This window comes from Actinoplanes sp. NPDC004185 (assembly GCF_053603475.1).
In genome coordinates this window covers 80,871-97,556 of the sequence record NZ_JBSGFR010000009.1, presented here as the reverse complement: position 1 = coordinate 97,556, position 16,686 = coordinate 80,871, and the positions used below count along the sequence as shown (strand labels likewise).

Sequence of the window (16,686 nt, the reverse complement as noted above, 5' to 3'; positions counted from 1 at the left end):
AACCCGCCAATCGACCGGCGCCGCGATTACTTGAGCAAAAGCCGGCCCGTCAGCGGGCCGGGGTGGGCAGGGTGCTGTCGAGCAGCTCGAAGAGCTTCTCCCAGTGCCGCTTCTCGGCCTCGGCGGAGTAGGCGGCGGTGTCGGCCATGGTGAAGCCGTGCTCGGCACCGGGATAGATCTCCGACCGGAACCGCACGTCCGCCGCGTCCAGGGCGGCCTCGAGCCGGTCGATCTGCTCCTGGGGCATCGAGTGGTCGTGATCGGCGTGCGCGAAGTACACCTCGCCCTTGATCTTGGCGACCTGCAGGTGCGGACTGTCCGGCTCCTCGGTGGCCAGCCGGGCACCGTGGAAGCTGGCCAGTGCGACGATCCGCTCCGGGTAGGCCGTGATCGCCTTGAGCGCGTTCAGACCACCCATGCAGTAGCCGACGATGGCGTCCGGACCGGCCGACACACCCTCCTGGGCCGCGAGGAAGTCGAGGTAGGCCCGGGTGTCCCGGGTGATCGCGGCCGTGTCCAGCTGCTGCATCATCGGCATGAGCCGGCCGAAGACCTTCCCGCGTTCCTCCGGGTCGGCCAGATTCGAGGTGTCGGCGACCGGCGAGCGGGCGCTGCGGTAGAAGAGGTTGGGCGCCAGCACGGCGTAGCCGCGTTCCGCGATCCGCTCGGCCATCTCGTGGATCCGCGGCCGCAGCCCGAAGGCGTCCATGAAGAAGAGCACACCCGGGAACGGCCCGTCGCCGTCCGGCACCACCAGGTACGCGTCCGCGGTCCCGTCCTCGGTCGGCACGTCCACCATCGTCTTGCGCATGCCCTGCCTCCTGAGCGGCGTCGGTGATCTCTTCGACCGTACTGCGGCGTTCCTACCCTCCGTGCATCGCACTGCACGCCGGGGCCCCGTGCTTGAGACAGATTTAAGGAATTTCCCCTCTTTCTTTAATGCACTCAGAGTCAGGATCAACGCCGTCGGCGTCCCCCGCGAACGGAGTCATCCATGGCACGCAACCGTCTTCGCCTGTCCATCTATCTGACAGCGGCGTTACTCGCTGTGGGCGGGGGTGCACTCGCGGCGGTCGCAGCGACCACTCCGGCCGCGGGTCCCGGCGGATTGACGGCTACGTTCAGCAAGGACTCCGACTGGGGCTCCGGTTACCAGGCGCGCTACACGATCAAGAACACCGGCAGCTCGGCCGTCACCGGCTGGCAGCTGACCTTCGCGCTGCCGGCGAGTGCCAAGCTCGGCAGCTCGTGGGACGCGGCCGTCACCACTTCGGGTACGACGTCGACCGCCAAGGACCGGGGCTACAACGCCTCGATCCCGGCCGGGGCCAGCGCCGAGTTCGGCTTCATCGTGGCCGGTAGCGGCGCACCGACCAGCTGCACGATCAACGGCGCCGCCTGCACCGGCGGCGGCCCCGCACCGACCACCGCTCCCACCACCGCGCCTCCCACCAAGACGCCGCCGGCCACTACTGCTCCCACCAAGACGCCGCCGGCCACTACTGCTCCCACCAAGACGCCGCCGACCACCACGGCTCCGCCCGCTGCTCCCGGCGGCGACGTCCTGGTCGCCCCCTACGTCGACATGGGGCTGCTGTCCAACGGCAGCACCACGCTGGCGCAGCTGGCCAAGAGCGGGAACGTGAAGTCGTACACCCTGGCCTTCGTGACCAGCGCCGGCTGCAAGGCCAGCTGGTTCAACGCCTTCGACCCGCGGGCCGGGCAGTTCGGCGACCAGATCACGGCACTGCGCGCGGCCGGCGGGGACGTCAAGGTGTCCTTCGGCGGCGCGACCGGCGTCGAGCTCGCCCAGGCGTGCACCGACGTCAAGGCGTTGCAGGCCGAGTACCAGGCGGTCGTCTCGGCGTACGACCTGAAGTACATCGACCTCGACATCGAGGGCGCGGCCGTCGCCGACCCCACCACGATCGCCCGCCGCTCGACCGCGCTGGCCGCCCTGCAGCGGGCCAACCCGGGCCTGAAGATCTCGCTCACTCTGCCGGTGCTGCCGGAGGGCCTCACCGCCGACGGGCTCGGCGTGGTGCGGTCGGCCAAGAACGCCGGCGTCGACCTCGACCTGGTCAACATCATGGCGATGGACTACGGCCGGTCCGCGCAGGACTACGGCGACCTGGCCATCCAGGCCGTGAAGTCGACCAAGGACCAGCTCAAGGCGATCTACGGCGGTAGCGACGCAGCGGCGTTCCGGATGGTCGGCGTCACCCCCATGCTCGGCAAGAACGACGACAACGGCACCTTCAGCCAGAGCGACGCCCGGGACCTAGTGGCCTTCGCGAACGCCAGCCACCTGGGCTTCGTGTCCTTCTGGGAGGCCAACCGCGACCGCAACGCCTGCACGGGCGCGCTGTTCCAGTGCACCAACGTGGCCCAGGCCCCGTTCGAGTTCAGCAAGATCTTCGCCACGTTCCAGGGCTGACCACCCGTCCCCGGAAAGGGTTTCCCCGAACCCTCAACCCATCGCGCGGCGTCGAGAGCCCCCACTCTCGGCGCCGCGCCCCCGTTTCCGGGCCGGGCCGAAAGCAGCGGTTCGGCGTTCCGCCTCCGGCGTCGCGGGAGCAGCTCAGGCGAAGCCCCGACCAGCCTCGGCCAGCGCCCGATCGACCAGGTCCGGCAGGGACGTGTCCGCCGGGGCTTCCAGCCAGATGTGCACTGCCACCCGCAGCGAGGTCATGAACGTCGCGGCCGTCAGCCGGGCGCGTACCCCTGAGGGATCGGGCTGGTGCGAGCGGGCCGCGACCGCGGCGGCCAGCTCGCGCTCCACCGCCGCGAAGGTGTTGAGTTGCTGCGCGAGCAGCGCGGGCTGGCTGCGCAGCATGCGGGTCTGCGCGGCCCAGGCCGGATCGAGCTCACCGACCTGCCGGTAGAACTCCCGGGCCGCCCCGGTCAGCGCCTGCCACGGGCCCTCGCCGGCCGGCCGGGCCGCGATCATGCCGATCAGCACGGCGATCCGCTGGTGGTCGCCGTGCAGCAGCGCCTCTTCCTTACTGGCGAAGTAATTGGAGAACGTGCGGCGGGAGACGCCGGCCTCGTCGGCGACGGCCTCGACCGTGATCTTGTCGGCGCCGTGGGCGATCGCGAGGCGCACCGCGGCCTCGTGCAGGGCCTGCCGGGTGGCCGCCTTCTTGCGCTCGCGCAGGCCCACCTCGGCGATCGTCGTGCTCATGGGTCGAGCCTAGCCAGGATGTGACTCACTTCCCAATGAGCAAACTTGCACAGTGGGCAACATGAGCCGATAGTTGTATGTGGCAATCAACTGGAGGAGGTGGCCCATGGCCCACGACGCCGGCCCCGCGGCGCGTCATGAGCTGCTCGCCAACGTCCGAGACCTGCTCAAGGCCGTCCGCCTGTTCAAGAGCGACCTGCCCGCCCGGCACGAGACCGTGCCCACCGGCACCATCGGCGTCCTGGCGACGATCAACGCCATCGGCGGGGAGCCGGTCGGCGGCTGCCACCTGAAGGACCTGGCCGCCCGGTGCGCGCTCGACCCCTCGACGGTCAGCCGGGCCGTCGCCGGCCTGGTCCGTTCCGGCCTGGTCGCCCGCACCGCCGACCCGAGGGACGGCCGCGCCAGCGTGCTCACCGTCACGCCGAGCGGGCAGCACACCCTCGACGAGTTCAACCGCCTGGCGGACGAGCGCCTCGCCGACGCCCTCCGCGACTGGAGTCCGGCGGACATCGCGCTCCTCTCCGGGCTGCTCCAGCGCTTCGCCACCGACCTGCTGACCCGTACCGACCGAAACCTGGAGGTCGCGCGATGAGCGCACCCACCGTCACCCGCGCCGAACCCGGCGCGATGAGCCACCGCCAGATCCTGGAGGCCCTCAGCGGCCTGCTGCTGGTGCTGTTCGTCGCCATGTCCAGCGCCACCATCGTCTCCACCGCGCTGCCGAAGATCATCGGCTCGCTCAACGGCAGCCAGACCCAGTACACCTGGGTCGTCACGGCCAGCCTGCTGACCGCGACCGCCACCACCCCGATCTGGGGCAAGCTGGCCGACCTCTACAGCAAGAAGCTGCTGGTCCAGCTGGCCATCGTGCTGTTCATCGCCGGCTCGGTGGTGGCCGGCTTCTCGCAGACGGCGGGCCAGCTCATCGCCGCCCGCGCGTTCCAGGGCATCGGCATGGGCGGCGTCCAGGCGCTGGTCCAGGTCGCGATCGCCGCGATGATCCCGCCCCGCGAGCGCGGCCGGTACAACGGCTACCTCGGCGGCGTGCTCGCCCTGGCGACCGTCGGAGGCCCGCTGCTCGGCGGTCTGATCGTGGACACCTCGTGGCTGGGCTGGCGCTGGTGCTTCTTCATCGGTGCCCCGATCGCCGTGATCGCCCTGGTCGTGCTCCAGCGCACCCTGCACCTGGCGACGATCCGCCGGGACAACGTGAAGATCGACTACGCGGGCGCTTCACTCATCGCGGCCGGCGTCAGCGTCCTGCTGATCTGGGTGTCGTTCGTGGACAGCTCGTTCGACTGGATCTCGTGGCAGACCGGCGCCATGGTCGGCGCGGGCCTGGTGCTGCTGGCGCTCGCGGTCTGGGTCGAGTCCCGGGCGGCCGAGCCGGTGGTGCCGCTGGCGATCGTCAAGCAGCGCACCACGGCCCTGTCGATCCTGGCCAGCCTCGCGGTCGGCATGGCGATGTTCGGCGGATCCGTCTTCCTGGGCCAGTACTTCCAGATCGGCCGCGGCTACAGCCCGACCGAGGCCGGCCTGCTGACCATCCCGCTGATGGCCGGCGTGCTGGTCTCCTCGACCATCTCCGGCCGCATGATCAGCAACTCCGGCAAGATCAAGCCCTACATCGTGACGGGCACGCTGGTGCTGGTGGCCGGCTTCGCGACCCTCTCGGTGATCGACCACCAGACCCCGCTCTGGTACGTCGGCGTGGGCATGGCCCTGGTCGGCATCGGGGTCGGCATGTCGATGCAGAACCTGGTGCTCGCGGTGCAGAACTCGGTCCAGCTCAAGGACATCGGCGCGGCCAGCTCGACGGTGGCGTTCTTCCGCTCGCTCGGCGGCACCATCGGCGTCTCGGTGCTCGGCGCGGTCCTGGCCCACCGGGTCACCGGCTCGATCACCACGCAGCTCGCGGCGGCCGGCGTCCCGGCGGCCGGCTCCGGCGGCGACACCAGCAGCCTCAACCTGGCCGAGCTCCCGGCGGCGATGCAGCACATCGTCCGGGCCGCGTACGGCGACGCGACCGGCCACATCTTCCTGATCTCGGCGGGCATCGCGGTGGTCGGCGTCATCGCGGCGCTGCTGTTCAAGCAGATCACGCTGCGCTCGACGATCGACCTGGCGGCGGCCGCCCCGGCGGCCAAGACCGCCGAGGACGAGTCGACGATCCCGGCCGGCTCGATCAGCCGGTAAGCAGCGCAACGACGACAGCGGCGCTCGGATTCTCCCGGGCGCCGCTGTCGTCGTTGCGGCCCGGATGAGACTGGTGCAGCTGCCGGCCGGACCGGGCCGGTGCCGCTGCTGTCTCGGCCGCCCGGATCAGGCCGGTGCCGCTGCCGTCCCTGCGGCCGGATCAGGCCGCCGCTGCGGCCTCGGCCATCTGGTCCGCGGTCGGGCGCAGCCGTGGGGCTCCCAGCGCCATCACGATGTTCGCCGCCGCGAAGAGCGCCGCGATCATCAGGCCCCGCTCGAAGCCGCCGACCAGCGCATCCTGCTGGCCCGCACCGCCGGTCACCAGAGACTCCACGTGGGACGTCGCCAGCGTCGTGATCGCCGCCAGCCCCAGCGCCCCACCGACCTGGTAGCCCGCGTTCACCACGCCGGACGCCGCACCGGCGTGGTCGTGCGAGACATCCGCGACGGCCGCGATCGAGGCCGGGGTACCCACCGCGATGATGCCCATCCCGAACAGCACCAGGCCGGGCAGGATCGTCAGGGCGTACGAGCCGGTGGCGTCGGCGCCGGAGAGCAGGAGCAGGCCGACCACGCTGAGCGCCGCGCCGCCGAACTGGACCGGCTTGGTGCCGAAGCGGGTCACGAGCTGCGACGCGATCACCGCGCTGGCGATCGCCGCGATGCCCATCGGCAGGAACTGCAGGCCGGTCTCCAGCGCGGTCAGGCCGCGGACCTGCTGCAGGAAGATCGCGGTGAGGAAGAACATCGCCAGGAACGCTGCGCCGTTCAGGGCCAGCGCCACGATCGACGTGGTCAGGCCCCGCGAGCGGAAGAGGCTCAGCGGCACCAGCGGCGCCGCCGACCGGGCCTCCACCCGGACGAAGGCGGCCAGCAGGGCCAGGCCACCGGCCAGCAGCCCGAGCACCTCGAAGGAGGACCAGCCCAGCGGCTCGGCCCGGATGACGCCGAGCACGATGGCCAGCAGGCCGGCCGTGCTGAGCAGGGCGCCCGCGACGTCGAAGGTGCGCGTACCGGTTGTCGTGACCTTGGATTCGCCGACGAAGAACGGGACGATCGCGGCCAGCGCGATCGCGATGGGCACGTTGACCAGGAAGACCCAGCGCCAGCTGAGCGAGTCGACCAGCAGGCCACCGGCGATCACACCGAGCGTGCCGCCGAGGCCGGCCAGGCCGCCCCAGACGCCCATCGCGATGTTGCGCTCGCGGCCGTGCTTGAACGTCACCGTGAGGATGGCGAACGCGGCCGGCGACAGCAGCGCGCCACTCAGGCCCTGGATCGCGCGCATCACCACGAGCTGCTCGGGATTTTGCGCGAGGCCGGCGATCAGCGAGGTCAGGCCGAACAGCACCAGCCCGACGATGAAGACCCGGCGGCGGCCGAGCAGGTCGGCCGCGCGGCCGCCGAGGAGCAGAAAACCCCCGAAGAGCAGGGTGTACGCGCTGACGACCCACTGCAGCCCGGAGGCCGAGAAGCCCAGATCCTGCTGGATGTCGGGTAGCGCCACGTTCACGATCGTCACGTCGAGCACGACCATGAACTGGGCGACCGCGATGACGGCCAGGGTCGACCACGGATTGCGTTGCACGGTTCCACCTCCACCGAGCGCCGCCCTGTGCGGCGTACATGTACACCGTAGATGTACGGCGTATAGGTGCGTCAAGCGACGGACCGGGTGGATCGGTGTGACGAACGACGCGCTGATCAGTCGCGCGGGAGACCGCGCACGCCCTGCACCAGCAGGTCGAGGTTGAGGGCGAAGTAGTCGTCCTCGTCGCGGCAGACCACCAGCGCGGGCGCGGCGGCGAGGACATTCGGGTAGCGCTCCGGAGACAGCGACTCGAGCCGGGCCCGCTTGTCCCGCCGGGCCTGCTCCCGCTCCTCGCCGGGCTGCCACGGCCCGGGCGCCGGGTCCGCGCCGACCAGCGTGATGACCGAGCAGATCAGGAAGGTGCCGATCTCCGCGGCCCGGCCGGCCCCGAAGCCGGCTTCCCGAAGCAGCCCGAGCACCCGCTCGGCGATCCGCAGCCCGGACTCGGCGGTGAGGATGCGGCGCAGCGCCAGACCCGCGATGGCCGGGTGCGGGCGGATCGCCACCAGGAACGCCACCAGAATCTCGCGGAGCTGGTCGGGCCACGGCGCGTCGCTCGGCTCGGGCAGCTGCACGGCCTCGATCAGGTGCTCGGCGAGGCCGTCGAGCAGGCTGTCCTTATCACTGAAGTGCCAGTACATGGCCATCGGCGTGACGCCGTGCTCCTGCGCCAGCCGGCGGATGGTGACCGCGTCCAGCCCTTCGGCATCGGCCAGCGCGACGGCACCGACCACGATCGCCTCGCGGCTCAGCCGTCCCCGGGTCGCATCGTTCCGCTTGGCCATCCGGCAACTGTACGACGTACATGGCGGGGCCACCCGCGGTGGCGGCGAGGTGGATCACGTCTGGGACGCTGGGGGTCGGCGCTCACTCACGGCTAGCCTTTGGGAACGGAGCGCGATGTCCCGTACACCTGAAAGGTTTGTCATTTCTCTTCAGCAGGGGTCCGCGGTGTCGATGATTCGCGTTGAGGGAAAGGGGTGAGCCTGATGGACGTACGCCAGGACGACGCGGCGCGGCTGTCGGCTGCCCTGACGGAGATCGAGGACCAGTACCTCTGGGACGCCGAAGCCACCCTCGCGACCGCCGTCGAGATCGAGGAGCAGGCTCTCGCCCGCGGGGACGAGCGGCTCGTCTTCCGGGCCCGGCTCTGCCAGGCCAACATGCTCATGCGCAAGGGTGAGGTCGCCGCGGCCGCCCGGCGGATCTGGAAGATCCACCAGTGGGCCACCGACCACACCGACAACATCGTGCTGGCCCGCACCCACCTGGTCTGGGCCAACATCCACCGGCACCTGGGCGACGCCGCCCAGTGCCTGGAGCACTCCGTGCTCGCCGTCGAGCTGCTCGACGAGCGGGCCACCCCGCACATGCAGGTCTGGCACCGGGCCAAGCTGGCCGACGCGCTCGGCCTGGCCGGCTCGATGGACGCGGCCCGGCAGCGGTACCAGCAGACCGAGGAGCTGGCGGTCGATCTCGGCCTGCCCCGGCTGCTCATGGGCATGCTCAACAACTACGCGTACACCGAGCACGCCGCCGGCGAGAACGGCCGCGCCCAGGAGGTCGCGCACCGGCTCCAGCAGGTGGCCGAGCGGCACGGCTTCGCCCTCGACCCCGCCGTGCTCGACACCATCGGCGTCATCGAGATCGAGAACGGCAACTACCTGGCGGCCGAGCGGACCCTGCGGGAAGCGGTCCGGCGCCACCACGACGGCAACTACGAGGATGCGGACGCGCTCGCCGAATACATGCTGACGCTGGCCCGCGCCCAGCGCTTCCTGCGGGCCACCGACCGCGCCCAGGTCAACCTGGACATGTCCCGCAGCCTCTGTGTCGAGCGTGGACTCGGCGACGTGCTGGTCCGGGTGCACCAGGAGCAGGCCGAGCTGCATGCCGCGCGGGGTGAGTTCGCGGAGGCTTTCGCCGTACACAAGATCTTCTTCTCCGCCCACAACGCGCTGCACTCGTCGCAGCGGGAGGCTCAGGCCCGCACCCGGCAGGCCATGTTCGAGACGACCGAGGCCCGGCAGGAGGCCGAGCGGTTCCGCGAGCAGGCCCGGCGCGACCCGCTGACCGGGTTGCGCAACCGGCGCTACCTGGACGAGGAGCTGCCCGACCTGATCGAGGCCGGCGGCGCGCTCACCGTGGCGATCGTCGACCTGGACCACTTCAAGCGGATCAACGATCAGCTGTCGCACGACGTCGGCGACCAGGTGCTGGTGCTGGTGGCCAAGCTGCTGGAGACGGAGCTCGCGGCGGTCTCGCCGGACGGCTTCGTGGCCCGGATGGGCGGCGAGGAATTCCTGCTGGTGCTGCCCGGCACCGACGTGTCCGAGGCGACCGGCCGGCTGGATTGCATCCGTCAGGCGGTCAGCTACTACGACTGGACCGAGCTGACCCGCGGCCTGCCCGTCACCGTCAGCATCGGCGCGGCCGGGCTGCGCGACGCACCCACACCGACCCAGGCCGGCCTGCTGTCCACCGCGGACCGCCACCTGTACGTGGCCAAGCACGCGGGACGCGACCGGGTGATCTCCACGGGCCCGCGCGACGCCCGCCACCGGTCGTACCGGGACAGCGCTTCGGCGGCCTGAAGCCACGGATCGATCGAGGGACATGGCTGAATTCCGACCCGATCCGCCCACTAGGCTCGTTCCGTACGTCGGGGACGGCCAGGGGTGGTCCGGAACAGGAGGCGGTCGTGACGCAGCACAGCGGAGTTGTCCCGCCGGCCGAGCTCGCCCCGCCGGGGGTCGACATCAACGTGCCGCACTCGGCCCGCATCTACGACTACTGGCTGGGCGGCAAGGACAACTTCGCCGTCGACCGGGCCGTCGCCGAAGCCATGATCAAGGCCATCCCCGACCTGCGCCGGATGGCCGGCGAGAACCGCAAGTTCGTCCACCGGGCGGCCCGTGACCTGGTCGCCCGGGAGGGCATCCGGCAGTTCCTGGACATCGGCACCGGCATCCCGACCCGGCCCAACCTGCACGAGATCGCCCAGCGCATCGACCCCCGCACCCGGGTGGTCTACGTGGACAACGACCCGATCGTGCTGGTCCACGCCCGCGCACTGATGATCAGCTCAGAAGAGGGCCGCAGCGAGTACATCTCGGCCGATCTGCGCCGGCCACGGTCGATCCTCACGGACGAGGTACTGATCACGACGCTCGACCTCGCCGAGCCGGTGGGTCTCACACTGATCGCCATCCTGATGCTGCTGGCGGACGCGGACGATCCGTGGGCGCTGGTGGCCGAGCTGCGGGACGCGATGCCGTCGGGCAGCGTGCTGGCGATCACCCATCCGACGGCTGATTTCGACCCGGCCCAGGTGCACCAGGCGGTGGCCGCGGCGACCGGCGCCGGCATGACGCTGGTGGCCCGCACCCAGGACGAGGTCCGGCGCTTCTTCGGCGACTGGGCGCTGCTGGAGCCGGGGTTGGTGCCGGTCTCCGCTTGGCGGCCCGACCAGCCTGCCCAGGCCCCGGAGGCGGCTCACTACTGGGCGGGCGTGGCCCGCAAGCCCTGACCGCTCCGCTCCGCTCGGGTTGGAGCGACAGCGGGATTCGGAGCGACAGCGGGGTTTGCGAGCGCAGCGAGCGAGCTCAGCCAGGCAATCAGCTGGCAGGGAGCGCAGCGACCGGTCTCGGCGGGAGCGACGTCCAGCACCACCCACTCAGGCACGACATCCAGCTCTTGACCTTGGTCTGTCCCGGACGCTCCCAAAGGGGCCCGGCCGAGCGATCCGGCACGGGGGAACCGGACCGCCCGGCCGGAGTCGGGCGGCGCGCCCTGCGGCGCGCTCGGAGCGACACCCGCGGGCGTCGCTCGGAAGTATGAATTTGTCAGGCCCGGAGCCGCGTGCGCCTGCGCGGCGGCGGGTGCGGCAGGCGGCCGGCGCGGACCAGCACCTGGCGACGCGATCCCTCGCGGCCGGCCTGGTCGATCACCGTGCCCTCCACTTCGAGCCAGGTGTCGCCCTCGTACGGGATCGGCTTGCCCCACTCGACCCGGTCGACCCGCAGGGTGAGCGGGCCGATCCCGTAGCAGTAGTCGTTCTCCGCGAAGACGTGCACCGGCCAGCGGGGGACGCTCAGCTGGATGCGTCCACTGCGGATGATCGGGGCGGCCAGGGCCCAGACCTTGCGGCCGAGGGCCGTCCCGGAGCGCCGTCGGCGCGCGCAGTGGACGTGCTCAGTGACTCGCGTCGGGATCACCGCCGTCGTTCGGGTGCTGCTCGGCCTGGGGGAACCGGTTGGAGCGGGTCTGGGGGTGACGGACGCCGCTGAACCGGTGCGAGACGGTGGCCCGGATCGATGCCGCTTCCGTGCCTCCGGTGAGCGACTCGTCCCGGTAGACCAGGGCCGGGTTGCCTCTCCGGATGTCCGCGCCGTCGGCGTCGGCGTGCTCCGGTTGCTGCGGACCGGCGTTCGGGACCGTCATGCTCGTTTCCTCCCGCTCGGACGCCCCCGCCAGGGAGCCTCGCGTCGCGCAGTGCCGGAGTCGCAGCGGCCTGTCCGCGACCGAACCGTCACTCAAAGATGTCACCCTCCGTGACCCACTTTCCGTGGGGCTCGTGCGTTATCATGCTCACAATCATGTGAGAACGCAAGGCCAAATGCACGTGCATTTGCACAGCAGGTAGCCGGCGTGACACACAGAGCCGGTCCCCGGACCGGTCAAACCGTTAGGGAGCAAGTAATGACGCGCATTGTTAACGGCATGCCCGCCGGGCAGCTGGAGGGTGTGACCTGGCAGAAGAGCGGCCGGAGCAACCCCAGCGGCAACTGCGTCGAGTGCGCCGCACTCCCGGACGGCAGCGTCGCCATGCGGAACTCACGCGACCCGGAGGGTGCGGCCCTGATCTACACCCCGGCGGAGATCGAGGCGTTCCTGGGCGGGGTCCGCGACGGGGACTTCGACAACCTGCTCCAGTAGCTCACCCCTCGGGGTGATTGACACACAGTGAGGACGTCGCCCCAGCGGGTCAGCTGAGCCGGCCTACCTCGTGCAGCAGCTTGCCGAGGATTTCCTGGGTGTGGCTCGGCGGCTCGGCATCGATGCAGACGCGTTCCATCGCGATCGCGTAGTGGTCGACGTCGTCCCGCTTCTCCAGATAGATGGCGCTCGTGAGCTGCTCGACGTACACCACGTCGGGCAGCTCCGGCTCCGGGAAGCGCAGGATGGCGAACGGGCCACCGGCCGCGGCGTGCCCACCGGCGTGGAACGGGATGATCTGGAGCCGGATGTTGGGCTTCTTCGCGGCCTCGATCAGCGCCTCGATCTGGGCCCGCATGACCTCCGGGCCACCGATCGGCCGGCGCAGCACCGCCTCGTCGATCACGGCCCACAGCTGGGGCGGCTCGGTGCGGTCGAGGATCTGCTGGCGCTGCCGGCGCAGCTCGACCCGGCGGTCGATCTCGTCGGCGTTGGCGCCGGCGTGACCGAGCAGGATGACGGCCCGGGCATACTCCGGCGTCTGGAGCAGGCCGGGGACGAACTGGATCTCGTAGGTGCGGATCAGCGAAGCCGCCGCCTCCAGGCCCAGGTAGGACTGGAACCAGGGCGGCAGGATGTCGCCGAAGTGGTGCCACCAGCCGGGGTTGTTGGCCTGCCGGGCCAGGCCCAGCAACGCCTCCCGCTCGGCGTCGTTCTTGACGCCGTACATGCTGAGCAGGTCGGCAACGTCGCGCTCCTTGAAGCTGACGCGGCCGAGCTCCATCCGGCTGATCTTCGATCCCGAGGCGCGGATCTCGTAGCCCGCGTCCTCCCGGCTGATGCCCTTGCCCTCGCGCAGCCGCCTCAGCTGGGCACCGAGCAGGATGCGCAGCACGGTAGGACCGCTGTTGAGCGGCTCCTCCTGCGTACCTGCGCCCACCTGACTCCTATCGATCGTCTGCCGGATGCAAGTTGCACCCTCTTCGCCCCAGAGCATCCTAAGGGGGAGATCGTTCGGCCGGAAACCGATCGATCGGCCACCTCCACGCCGCGCACGGGTCAGATGCACGTGCAGACGGCCTTGCGGACGCACTGGATCCCGAGCATGATATCTGACAGGCGGTTGCTTGGGTGCTGACAGTGCGTACTGAAAAGTATGTCCTTTTTCAGGTTCAGCGCCTGAGACGAGCGCCCCGTGTCCCCGACGCGACGTGTCCGCCCGACGACCGAGTCCCGGAAACAGGAGGCTCTCGAATGTCGACCCCGTCCATAGCCCCACCCCAGCGAGATCCGGCGGATGTCGCGCCGGCCGACAGCTACCACAAGGCCGATCCGGTCTGGGTCTACCGCGACGGCTGGCGGGCCGGCGTGATCGAGGCCGCCTCACCGCGCGCGGTCACCGTTACCTACCGGCCGGGATCCCACCGGGGCACGGGCGTCGACACCTTCACCGCTTCCTATGTGACCTCCCGCGCTGACGAGGATCCGGCGCTCGACCGGCGGGCCAGCGGGCCGCTGATGACCCGGCGCCCCCGGATCGGCACCGACGGCGCGGCCGCCATGGGCGGCCTGGCCTCGTGACCGGAGCCATTGCGCTCGCCGCGGTGATAGGGCTGGTGAGTCTGCTGGCCGGCGTCGCCCTGGGTTGGTATCTGCGTCGGACCAATGACTGGTGCGCCCACTGCGGCGACCAGTTGAGCTGTGAGGGTTGTGGCAGCAAGGCGGCGTGGCCCAGGCCTCGTGAGGCTGAGCTGAGCCTGCGCCCCGGCCCCTGATCAGCACAGCCCCTGATCAACTCGCTGCGGTGACCTCGACCTCGAGGACCGCGCCGGGCAGGAAGAGGCGGTTCACCTCAACCGTCGTGCTCGCCGGCGGTTTGCCGGGAAAGACCTTCCGCCGGACGACTGCATAGTCGCTGAGCTGGGAGAGGTCGGTCAGGAACGTGCGCACGTGCAGCACGTCGCCGAAGCCCGCGCCGTGCGCGGCCAGCAGACCCCCGATGATCTCGAAGATCCGGTCGGCCTGCGCTGTCATGTCCCCGGGCGCCACCACCGCGCCGGAGTCGTCCACGGCCACCTGACCGGAGAGCACCAGCAGCGCGCCGCCCCCGAGCTCGAGCCGCGCCACGTGGGCGAAGCGGTCGCCGAACGGCGCGGCAACGGAATCCGGGTTGTCGAGAGTCAGCTTCATGGCTGCGCGTCCGGAACGATCGCGGCCGGGACGATCGCGCCGAGATCGGCGGCCTGATCGGGAGCCTCCCGCAGCACCTCGGCAGCCGCCCGCACCATGGCCGGGGAAGCAAAGCCCGACACCAGATCAAGATCCTTGGCCGCCAGCGCAATCGGAAAAGCCGCACCGGTCGCGGTCGCACGGACCACCGCACCACCCAGAGCGCCCCTCGAAACCACCGACAACGCCGTCTCCACGTCCACCCCGACGGCCCGGGCGACGGCAACCGTGTCGGCCAGCGCCGCCAGCCCCGTGACCAGCGCGGTATTGGCGACCAGCTTCAACGCCGCCCCACTGCCGAGATCCCCGCAGCGATGCACGGTGCCCAACGACTCCAGCACCGGCAACGCTCGCTCGACGTTCCCACCCGCCAGCACGTTCAGCTGCCCTGACTCGGCCGCCGCGACACTGCCCAGCACAGGCGCGTCCACCAGCGTGACGCCGTCGGGCACCCGCAGCGCACGTACCGCCTCCGGCCCGATGGTCGACATCTCCACCAGGACGCTCCCCGGCCGCAGCGCGGCAGCCTGCACAACTTCCTGAACGGCCGCGGCGTCGGTGAGCATCGTGATGACAACCTCCGCCTCGGGAACGGCCGGCGTCGCCGCGGCGCGGGCTCCGGCCGCCACCAGCGGCGCGGTCTTCTCCGCCGTACGGTTCCAGACGGTCACCTGGTGACCCGCGTCAAGCAGCCGGCGCGCGACGGCGGCGCCCATCCGCCCCGTGCCGAGAACAGCGATCGATGTCATGGCCCCGACGCTAGCCATCGCGTAGTCATGCCACCAACGAATGTTCCGCATCAGAATCATGCGGAACTAGCATGCCAATGGTGCAGACCCAGAGCCTCGAAGTCTTCGTGGCGGTCGCCCGCGGCAAGTCCTTCACCCGCGCCGCCCGCTCCCTCGGCTACACCCAATCGGCCGTGTCCCGGCAGATCGCCGTCCTGGAGAAGGATCTCGGAGCCGACCTGTTCGACCGGCTACCGCGCGGCGTGGAACTGACCGAGCAGGGCCGCACCCTGCTCCCGCACGCCGAGGCAATGCTCGACCGGCTGCACACAGCGCAGCGCGACCTGGACTCGCTGCGCGACATCGGCGGCGGCCGGCTGCGGGTCGGCGCCTTCCCCACGGCGGTGGCCGCGCTGGTGCCCCGGGCCCTGGCCGCATTTCGTACGGCGTACCCGCAAGCAGAACTGTCCCTGGTGGAGGGCCTGACGCCCCGCCTCCTGGACCGGCTCGCCGAGGGCGAGGCCGACCTGGCCGTGGTCAGCGCCCCGCCGGACCGCCCGCTGGACGCGACCCGCTTCGACCTGCACCACCTGCTCGACGAGCAGTTGCTAGTCGCGGTGCCACCTGGGCATCCGCTGGCCGACCGGCACACCGTACGGCTGGCGGACCTCGCCGGTGACCCGTTCATCGCCGGCTCCGCGACCGCCGAGGAGACTCTGCTCCGGGCGACCCGGCCGAGCGGCTTCCACCCCCGGATCGACATCGTGGCGGCCGAGTGGACGGGCAAGCTCGGCTGCGTCGCGGCGGGCCTCGGGGTGGCGCTCGTCCCGGCGCTCGCGGTCCGCGCCACCCCGGCCGACCTGGTCCTGCTCCGGCTGCACCCCGACGATGCCTCGGTCCGCCGGATCTTCGCCGCCACGGCCCGCCGGCCGACGCCCACCGTTGTCCACATGCTCTCGCTGCTCCGGCAGATCGCCGCGACCCTGTAGGGCAGGATGTGTCCGTGGCTGCGTACATGGATCTGCCGATCGACGGCGACGAGACCATCCGGGTGGAGATCAGCAATCAGGGTCTGGTGCGCGCCGGCGCCGGCGACCTCATCGGTACGGCGACCGAACGCCTCGACGAAGCGGTCGGCCAGGTCGTCCGGATGGGCCGCAAGGTCATCCAGCAGGCCCGAGAGGTGACGGACGCGCCGGAGGCGGTCGAGCTGGAGCTGGGCCTGAAGCTGACTGCCAAGACGGGTTTCGTCATCGCCGAGTCCAGCGGCGAGGCGCACGTGAAGGTCACCCTCAAGTGGACGGTGGGTGCGTGACCACGTTCCTGCTGATCTGGGACGCCAGCGACACCGGATACCGGCCGGAGAACCTCGCCGCGGACATCGCCGCCACGGCCGCCGGCAACGTGGTCTCGGGGCAATGGACCTTCGGTTCTCGCCGGGGCGGGACAGCACCGGGTGATCGGGTGTTTCTGCTGCGGCAGCGGGCCGACCGCGGCATCGTCGCCAGCGGGAGGCTGGCGGACGGGGTGATCTTTCCCGCCGGGCACTGGCAGGGAAAACCGGGGAAGAGCACGTTCTACGCGGAAGTGTTGTGGGACAGGGTGCTGCCGGTCGTCGACCGGTTGCCGTTCGAGGAGCTGCTGCACGACGTGCCGGGGCACGATTGGCGGCACATCTACGGCTCGGGGCAACTGGTGCGGCCGCCGGCGGACGAGGCTCTGGAACGGCGCTGGGACGAACACCTGGCCGACCTTCGCCGGTGACGGTCCGGGCCTGACGAGTTTCGGCCGGTCCGCACCGGGTAGCTGAGACCGTC

The 16,686-nt window shown here is 70.8% G+C and carries 19 protein-coding genes; 10 read left to right on the top strand and 9 right to left on the bottom strand.

Going from position 1 to position 16,686, the window contains the following annotated elements:
- Window positions 1-49: 49 nt before the first annotated feature.
- Entirely contained in the window at window positions 50-811 is a 762-nt protein-coding gene (locus ACWEOZ_RS11725; protein ID WP_451910689.1) for a dienelactone hydrolase family protein, read from the bottom strand.
- A 183-nt stretch (window positions 812-994) separates the two neighbouring features.
- Here ACWEOZ_RS11725 and ACWEOZ_RS11720 point away from each other — a divergent pair, with 183 nt between their 5' ends.
- Window positions 995-2,437 carry a cellulose binding domain-containing protein gene (locus ACWEOZ_RS11720; RefSeq protein ID WP_451910688.1) on the top strand — a complete coding sequence of 481 codons (1,443 nt, stop codon included), beginning with the start codon at window positions 995-997 and terminating at the stop codon, window positions 2,435-2,437.
- 144 nt (window positions 2,438-2,581) lie between these two features.
- Here ACWEOZ_RS11720 and ACWEOZ_RS11715 read toward each other — a convergent pair whose 3' ends face one another.
- Window positions 2,582-3,184 carry a TetR/AcrR family transcriptional regulator gene (locus ACWEOZ_RS11715; RefSeq protein ID WP_451910687.1) on the bottom strand — a complete coding sequence of 201 codons (603 nt, stop codon included), beginning with the start codon at window positions 3,182-3,184 and terminating at the stop codon, window positions 2,582-2,584.
- A gap of 106 nt (window positions 3,185-3,290) precedes the next feature.
- On the opposite strand from ACWEOZ_RS11715, the gene ACWEOZ_RS11710 reads away from it, so the two are divergent.
- Window positions 3,291-3,779 carry a MarR family winged helix-turn-helix transcriptional regulator gene (locus ACWEOZ_RS11710; RefSeq protein ID WP_451910686.1) on the top strand — a complete coding sequence of 163 codons (489 nt, stop codon included), beginning with the start codon at window positions 3,291-3,293 and terminating at the stop codon, window positions 3,777-3,779.
- Window positions 3,776-5,383, top strand: coding sequence for an MDR family MFS transporter (locus ACWEOZ_RS11705; RefSeq protein WP_451910685.1), 1,608 nt, complete (start codon window positions 3,776-3,778; stop codon window positions 5,381-5,383). The genes ACWEOZ_RS11710 and ACWEOZ_RS11705 overlap by 4 nt, the downstream gene beginning before the upstream one ends.
- 160 nt (window positions 5,384-5,543) lie before the next feature.
- Here ACWEOZ_RS11705 and ACWEOZ_RS11700 read toward each other — a convergent pair whose 3' ends face one another.
- Complete coding sequence (locus tag ACWEOZ_RS11700) at window positions 5,544-6,971, bottom strand: MFS transporter (protein ID WP_451910684.1); 1,428 nt, start codon at window positions 6,969-6,971, stop codon at window positions 5,544-5,546.
- Window positions 6,972-7,087: 116 nt separating this feature from the next.
- Window positions 7,088-7,759, bottom strand: coding sequence for a TetR/AcrR family transcriptional regulator (locus ACWEOZ_RS11695; RefSeq protein WP_451910683.1), 672 nt, complete (start codon window positions 7,757-7,759; stop codon window positions 7,088-7,090).
- 204 nt (window positions 7,760-7,963) lie between these two features.
- Here ACWEOZ_RS11695 and ACWEOZ_RS11690 point away from each other — a divergent pair, with 204 nt between their 5' ends.
- Both ACWEOZ_RS11690 and ACWEOZ_RS11685 read left to right on the top strand, forming a co-directional pair.
- Window positions 7,964-9,568: a diguanylate cyclase gene (locus ACWEOZ_RS11690; RefSeq protein ID WP_451910682.1), complete on the top strand. Its 1,605-nt coding sequence runs from the start codon at window positions 7,964-7,966 to the stop codon at window positions 9,566-9,568.
- 107 nt (window positions 9,569-9,675) lie between these two features.
- Window positions 9,676-10,503, top strand: coding sequence for an SAM-dependent methyltransferase (locus tag ACWEOZ_RS11685; protein ID WP_451910681.1), 828 nt, complete (start codon window positions 9,676-9,678; stop codon window positions 10,501-10,503).
- Between the two features lie 316 nt (window positions 10,504-10,819).
- On the opposite strand, the gene ACWEOZ_RS11680 is transcribed toward ACWEOZ_RS11685, so the two are convergent.
- A complete protein-coding gene (locus ACWEOZ_RS11680; RefSeq protein WP_451910680.1) occupies window positions 10,820-11,191 on the bottom strand; it encodes a hypothetical protein in 372 nt (123 codons plus the stop codon).
- A complete protein-coding gene (locus tag ACWEOZ_RS11675) occupies window positions 11,169-11,417 on the bottom strand; it encodes a hypothetical protein (RefSeq protein WP_451910679.1) in 249 nt (82 codons plus the stop codon). Before ACWEOZ_RS11675 ends, ACWEOZ_RS11680 begins: the two co-directional genes overlap by 23 nt.
- A 258-nt stretch (window positions 11,418-11,675) precedes the next feature.
- Between ACWEOZ_RS11675 and ACWEOZ_RS11670 the strand changes: the two genes are divergently transcribed.
- The gene (locus tag ACWEOZ_RS11670; RefSeq protein WP_212987754.1) at window positions 11,676-11,912 is read left to right on the top strand and encodes a DUF397 domain-containing protein; all 237 of its coding nucleotides are present in this window, start codon (window positions 11,676-11,678) and stop codon (window positions 11,910-11,912) included.
- Between the two features lie 49 nt (window positions 11,913-11,961).
- Here the strand turns inward: ACWEOZ_RS11670 and ACWEOZ_RS11665 are convergent, their stop codons facing one another.
- Window positions 11,962-12,852 (bottom strand): helix-turn-helix domain-containing protein, encoded by an 891-nt coding sequence (locus ACWEOZ_RS11665; protein WP_451910678.1) that lies wholly within the window; start codon window positions 12,850-12,852, stop codon window positions 11,962-11,964.
- 314 nt (window positions 12,853-13,166) lie between these two features.
- Between ACWEOZ_RS11665 and ACWEOZ_RS11660 the strand changes: the two genes are divergently transcribed.
- The gene (locus ACWEOZ_RS11660) at window positions 13,167-13,493 is read left to right on the top strand and encodes a hypothetical protein (RefSeq protein WP_360546324.1); all 327 of its coding nucleotides are present in this window, start codon (window positions 13,167-13,169) and stop codon (window positions 13,491-13,493) included.
- A gap of 210 nt (window positions 13,494-13,703) precedes the next feature.
- Here the strand turns inward: ACWEOZ_RS11660 and ACWEOZ_RS11655 are convergent, their stop codons facing one another.
- The gene (locus ACWEOZ_RS11655; protein ID WP_451910677.1) at window positions 13,704-14,102 is read right to left on the bottom strand and encodes a RidA family protein; all 399 of its coding nucleotides are present in this window, start codon (window positions 14,100-14,102) and stop codon (window positions 13,704-13,706) included.
- Entirely contained in the window at window positions 14,099-14,890 is a 792-nt protein-coding gene (locus ACWEOZ_RS11650) for an NAD(P)-dependent oxidoreductase (RefSeq protein WP_451910676.1), read from the bottom strand. The genes ACWEOZ_RS11655 and ACWEOZ_RS11650 overlap by 4 nt, the downstream gene beginning before the upstream one ends.
- Before the next feature lie 80 nt (window positions 14,891-14,970).
- On the opposite strand from ACWEOZ_RS11650, the gene ACWEOZ_RS11645 reads away from it, so the two are divergent.
- Genes ACWEOZ_RS11645 through ACWEOZ_RS11635 form a run of 3 tightly spaced genes read left to right on the top strand, consistent with a single transcriptional unit; the run spans window position 14,971 to window position 16,633 of the window.
- The gene (locus tag ACWEOZ_RS11645) at window positions 14,971-15,858 is read left to right on the top strand and encodes a LysR family transcriptional regulator (protein WP_451910675.1); all 888 of its coding nucleotides are present in this window, start codon (window positions 14,971-14,973) and stop codon (window positions 15,856-15,858) included.
- Window positions 15,859-15,872: 14 nt separating this feature from the next.
- The gene (locus ACWEOZ_RS11640) at window positions 15,873-16,184 is read left to right on the top strand and encodes a CU044_2847 family protein (RefSeq protein WP_451910674.1); all 312 of its coding nucleotides are present in this window, start codon (window positions 15,873-15,875) and stop codon (window positions 16,182-16,184) included.
- Window positions 16,181-16,633, top strand: a complete 453-nt coding sequence (locus ACWEOZ_RS11635; protein ID WP_451910673.1) for a hypothetical protein — start codon at window positions 16,181-16,183, stop codon at window positions 16,631-16,633. Before ACWEOZ_RS11640 ends, ACWEOZ_RS11635 begins: the two co-directional genes overlap by 4 nt.
- The last annotated feature ends 53 nt before the right edge of the window (window positions 16,634-16,686 follow it).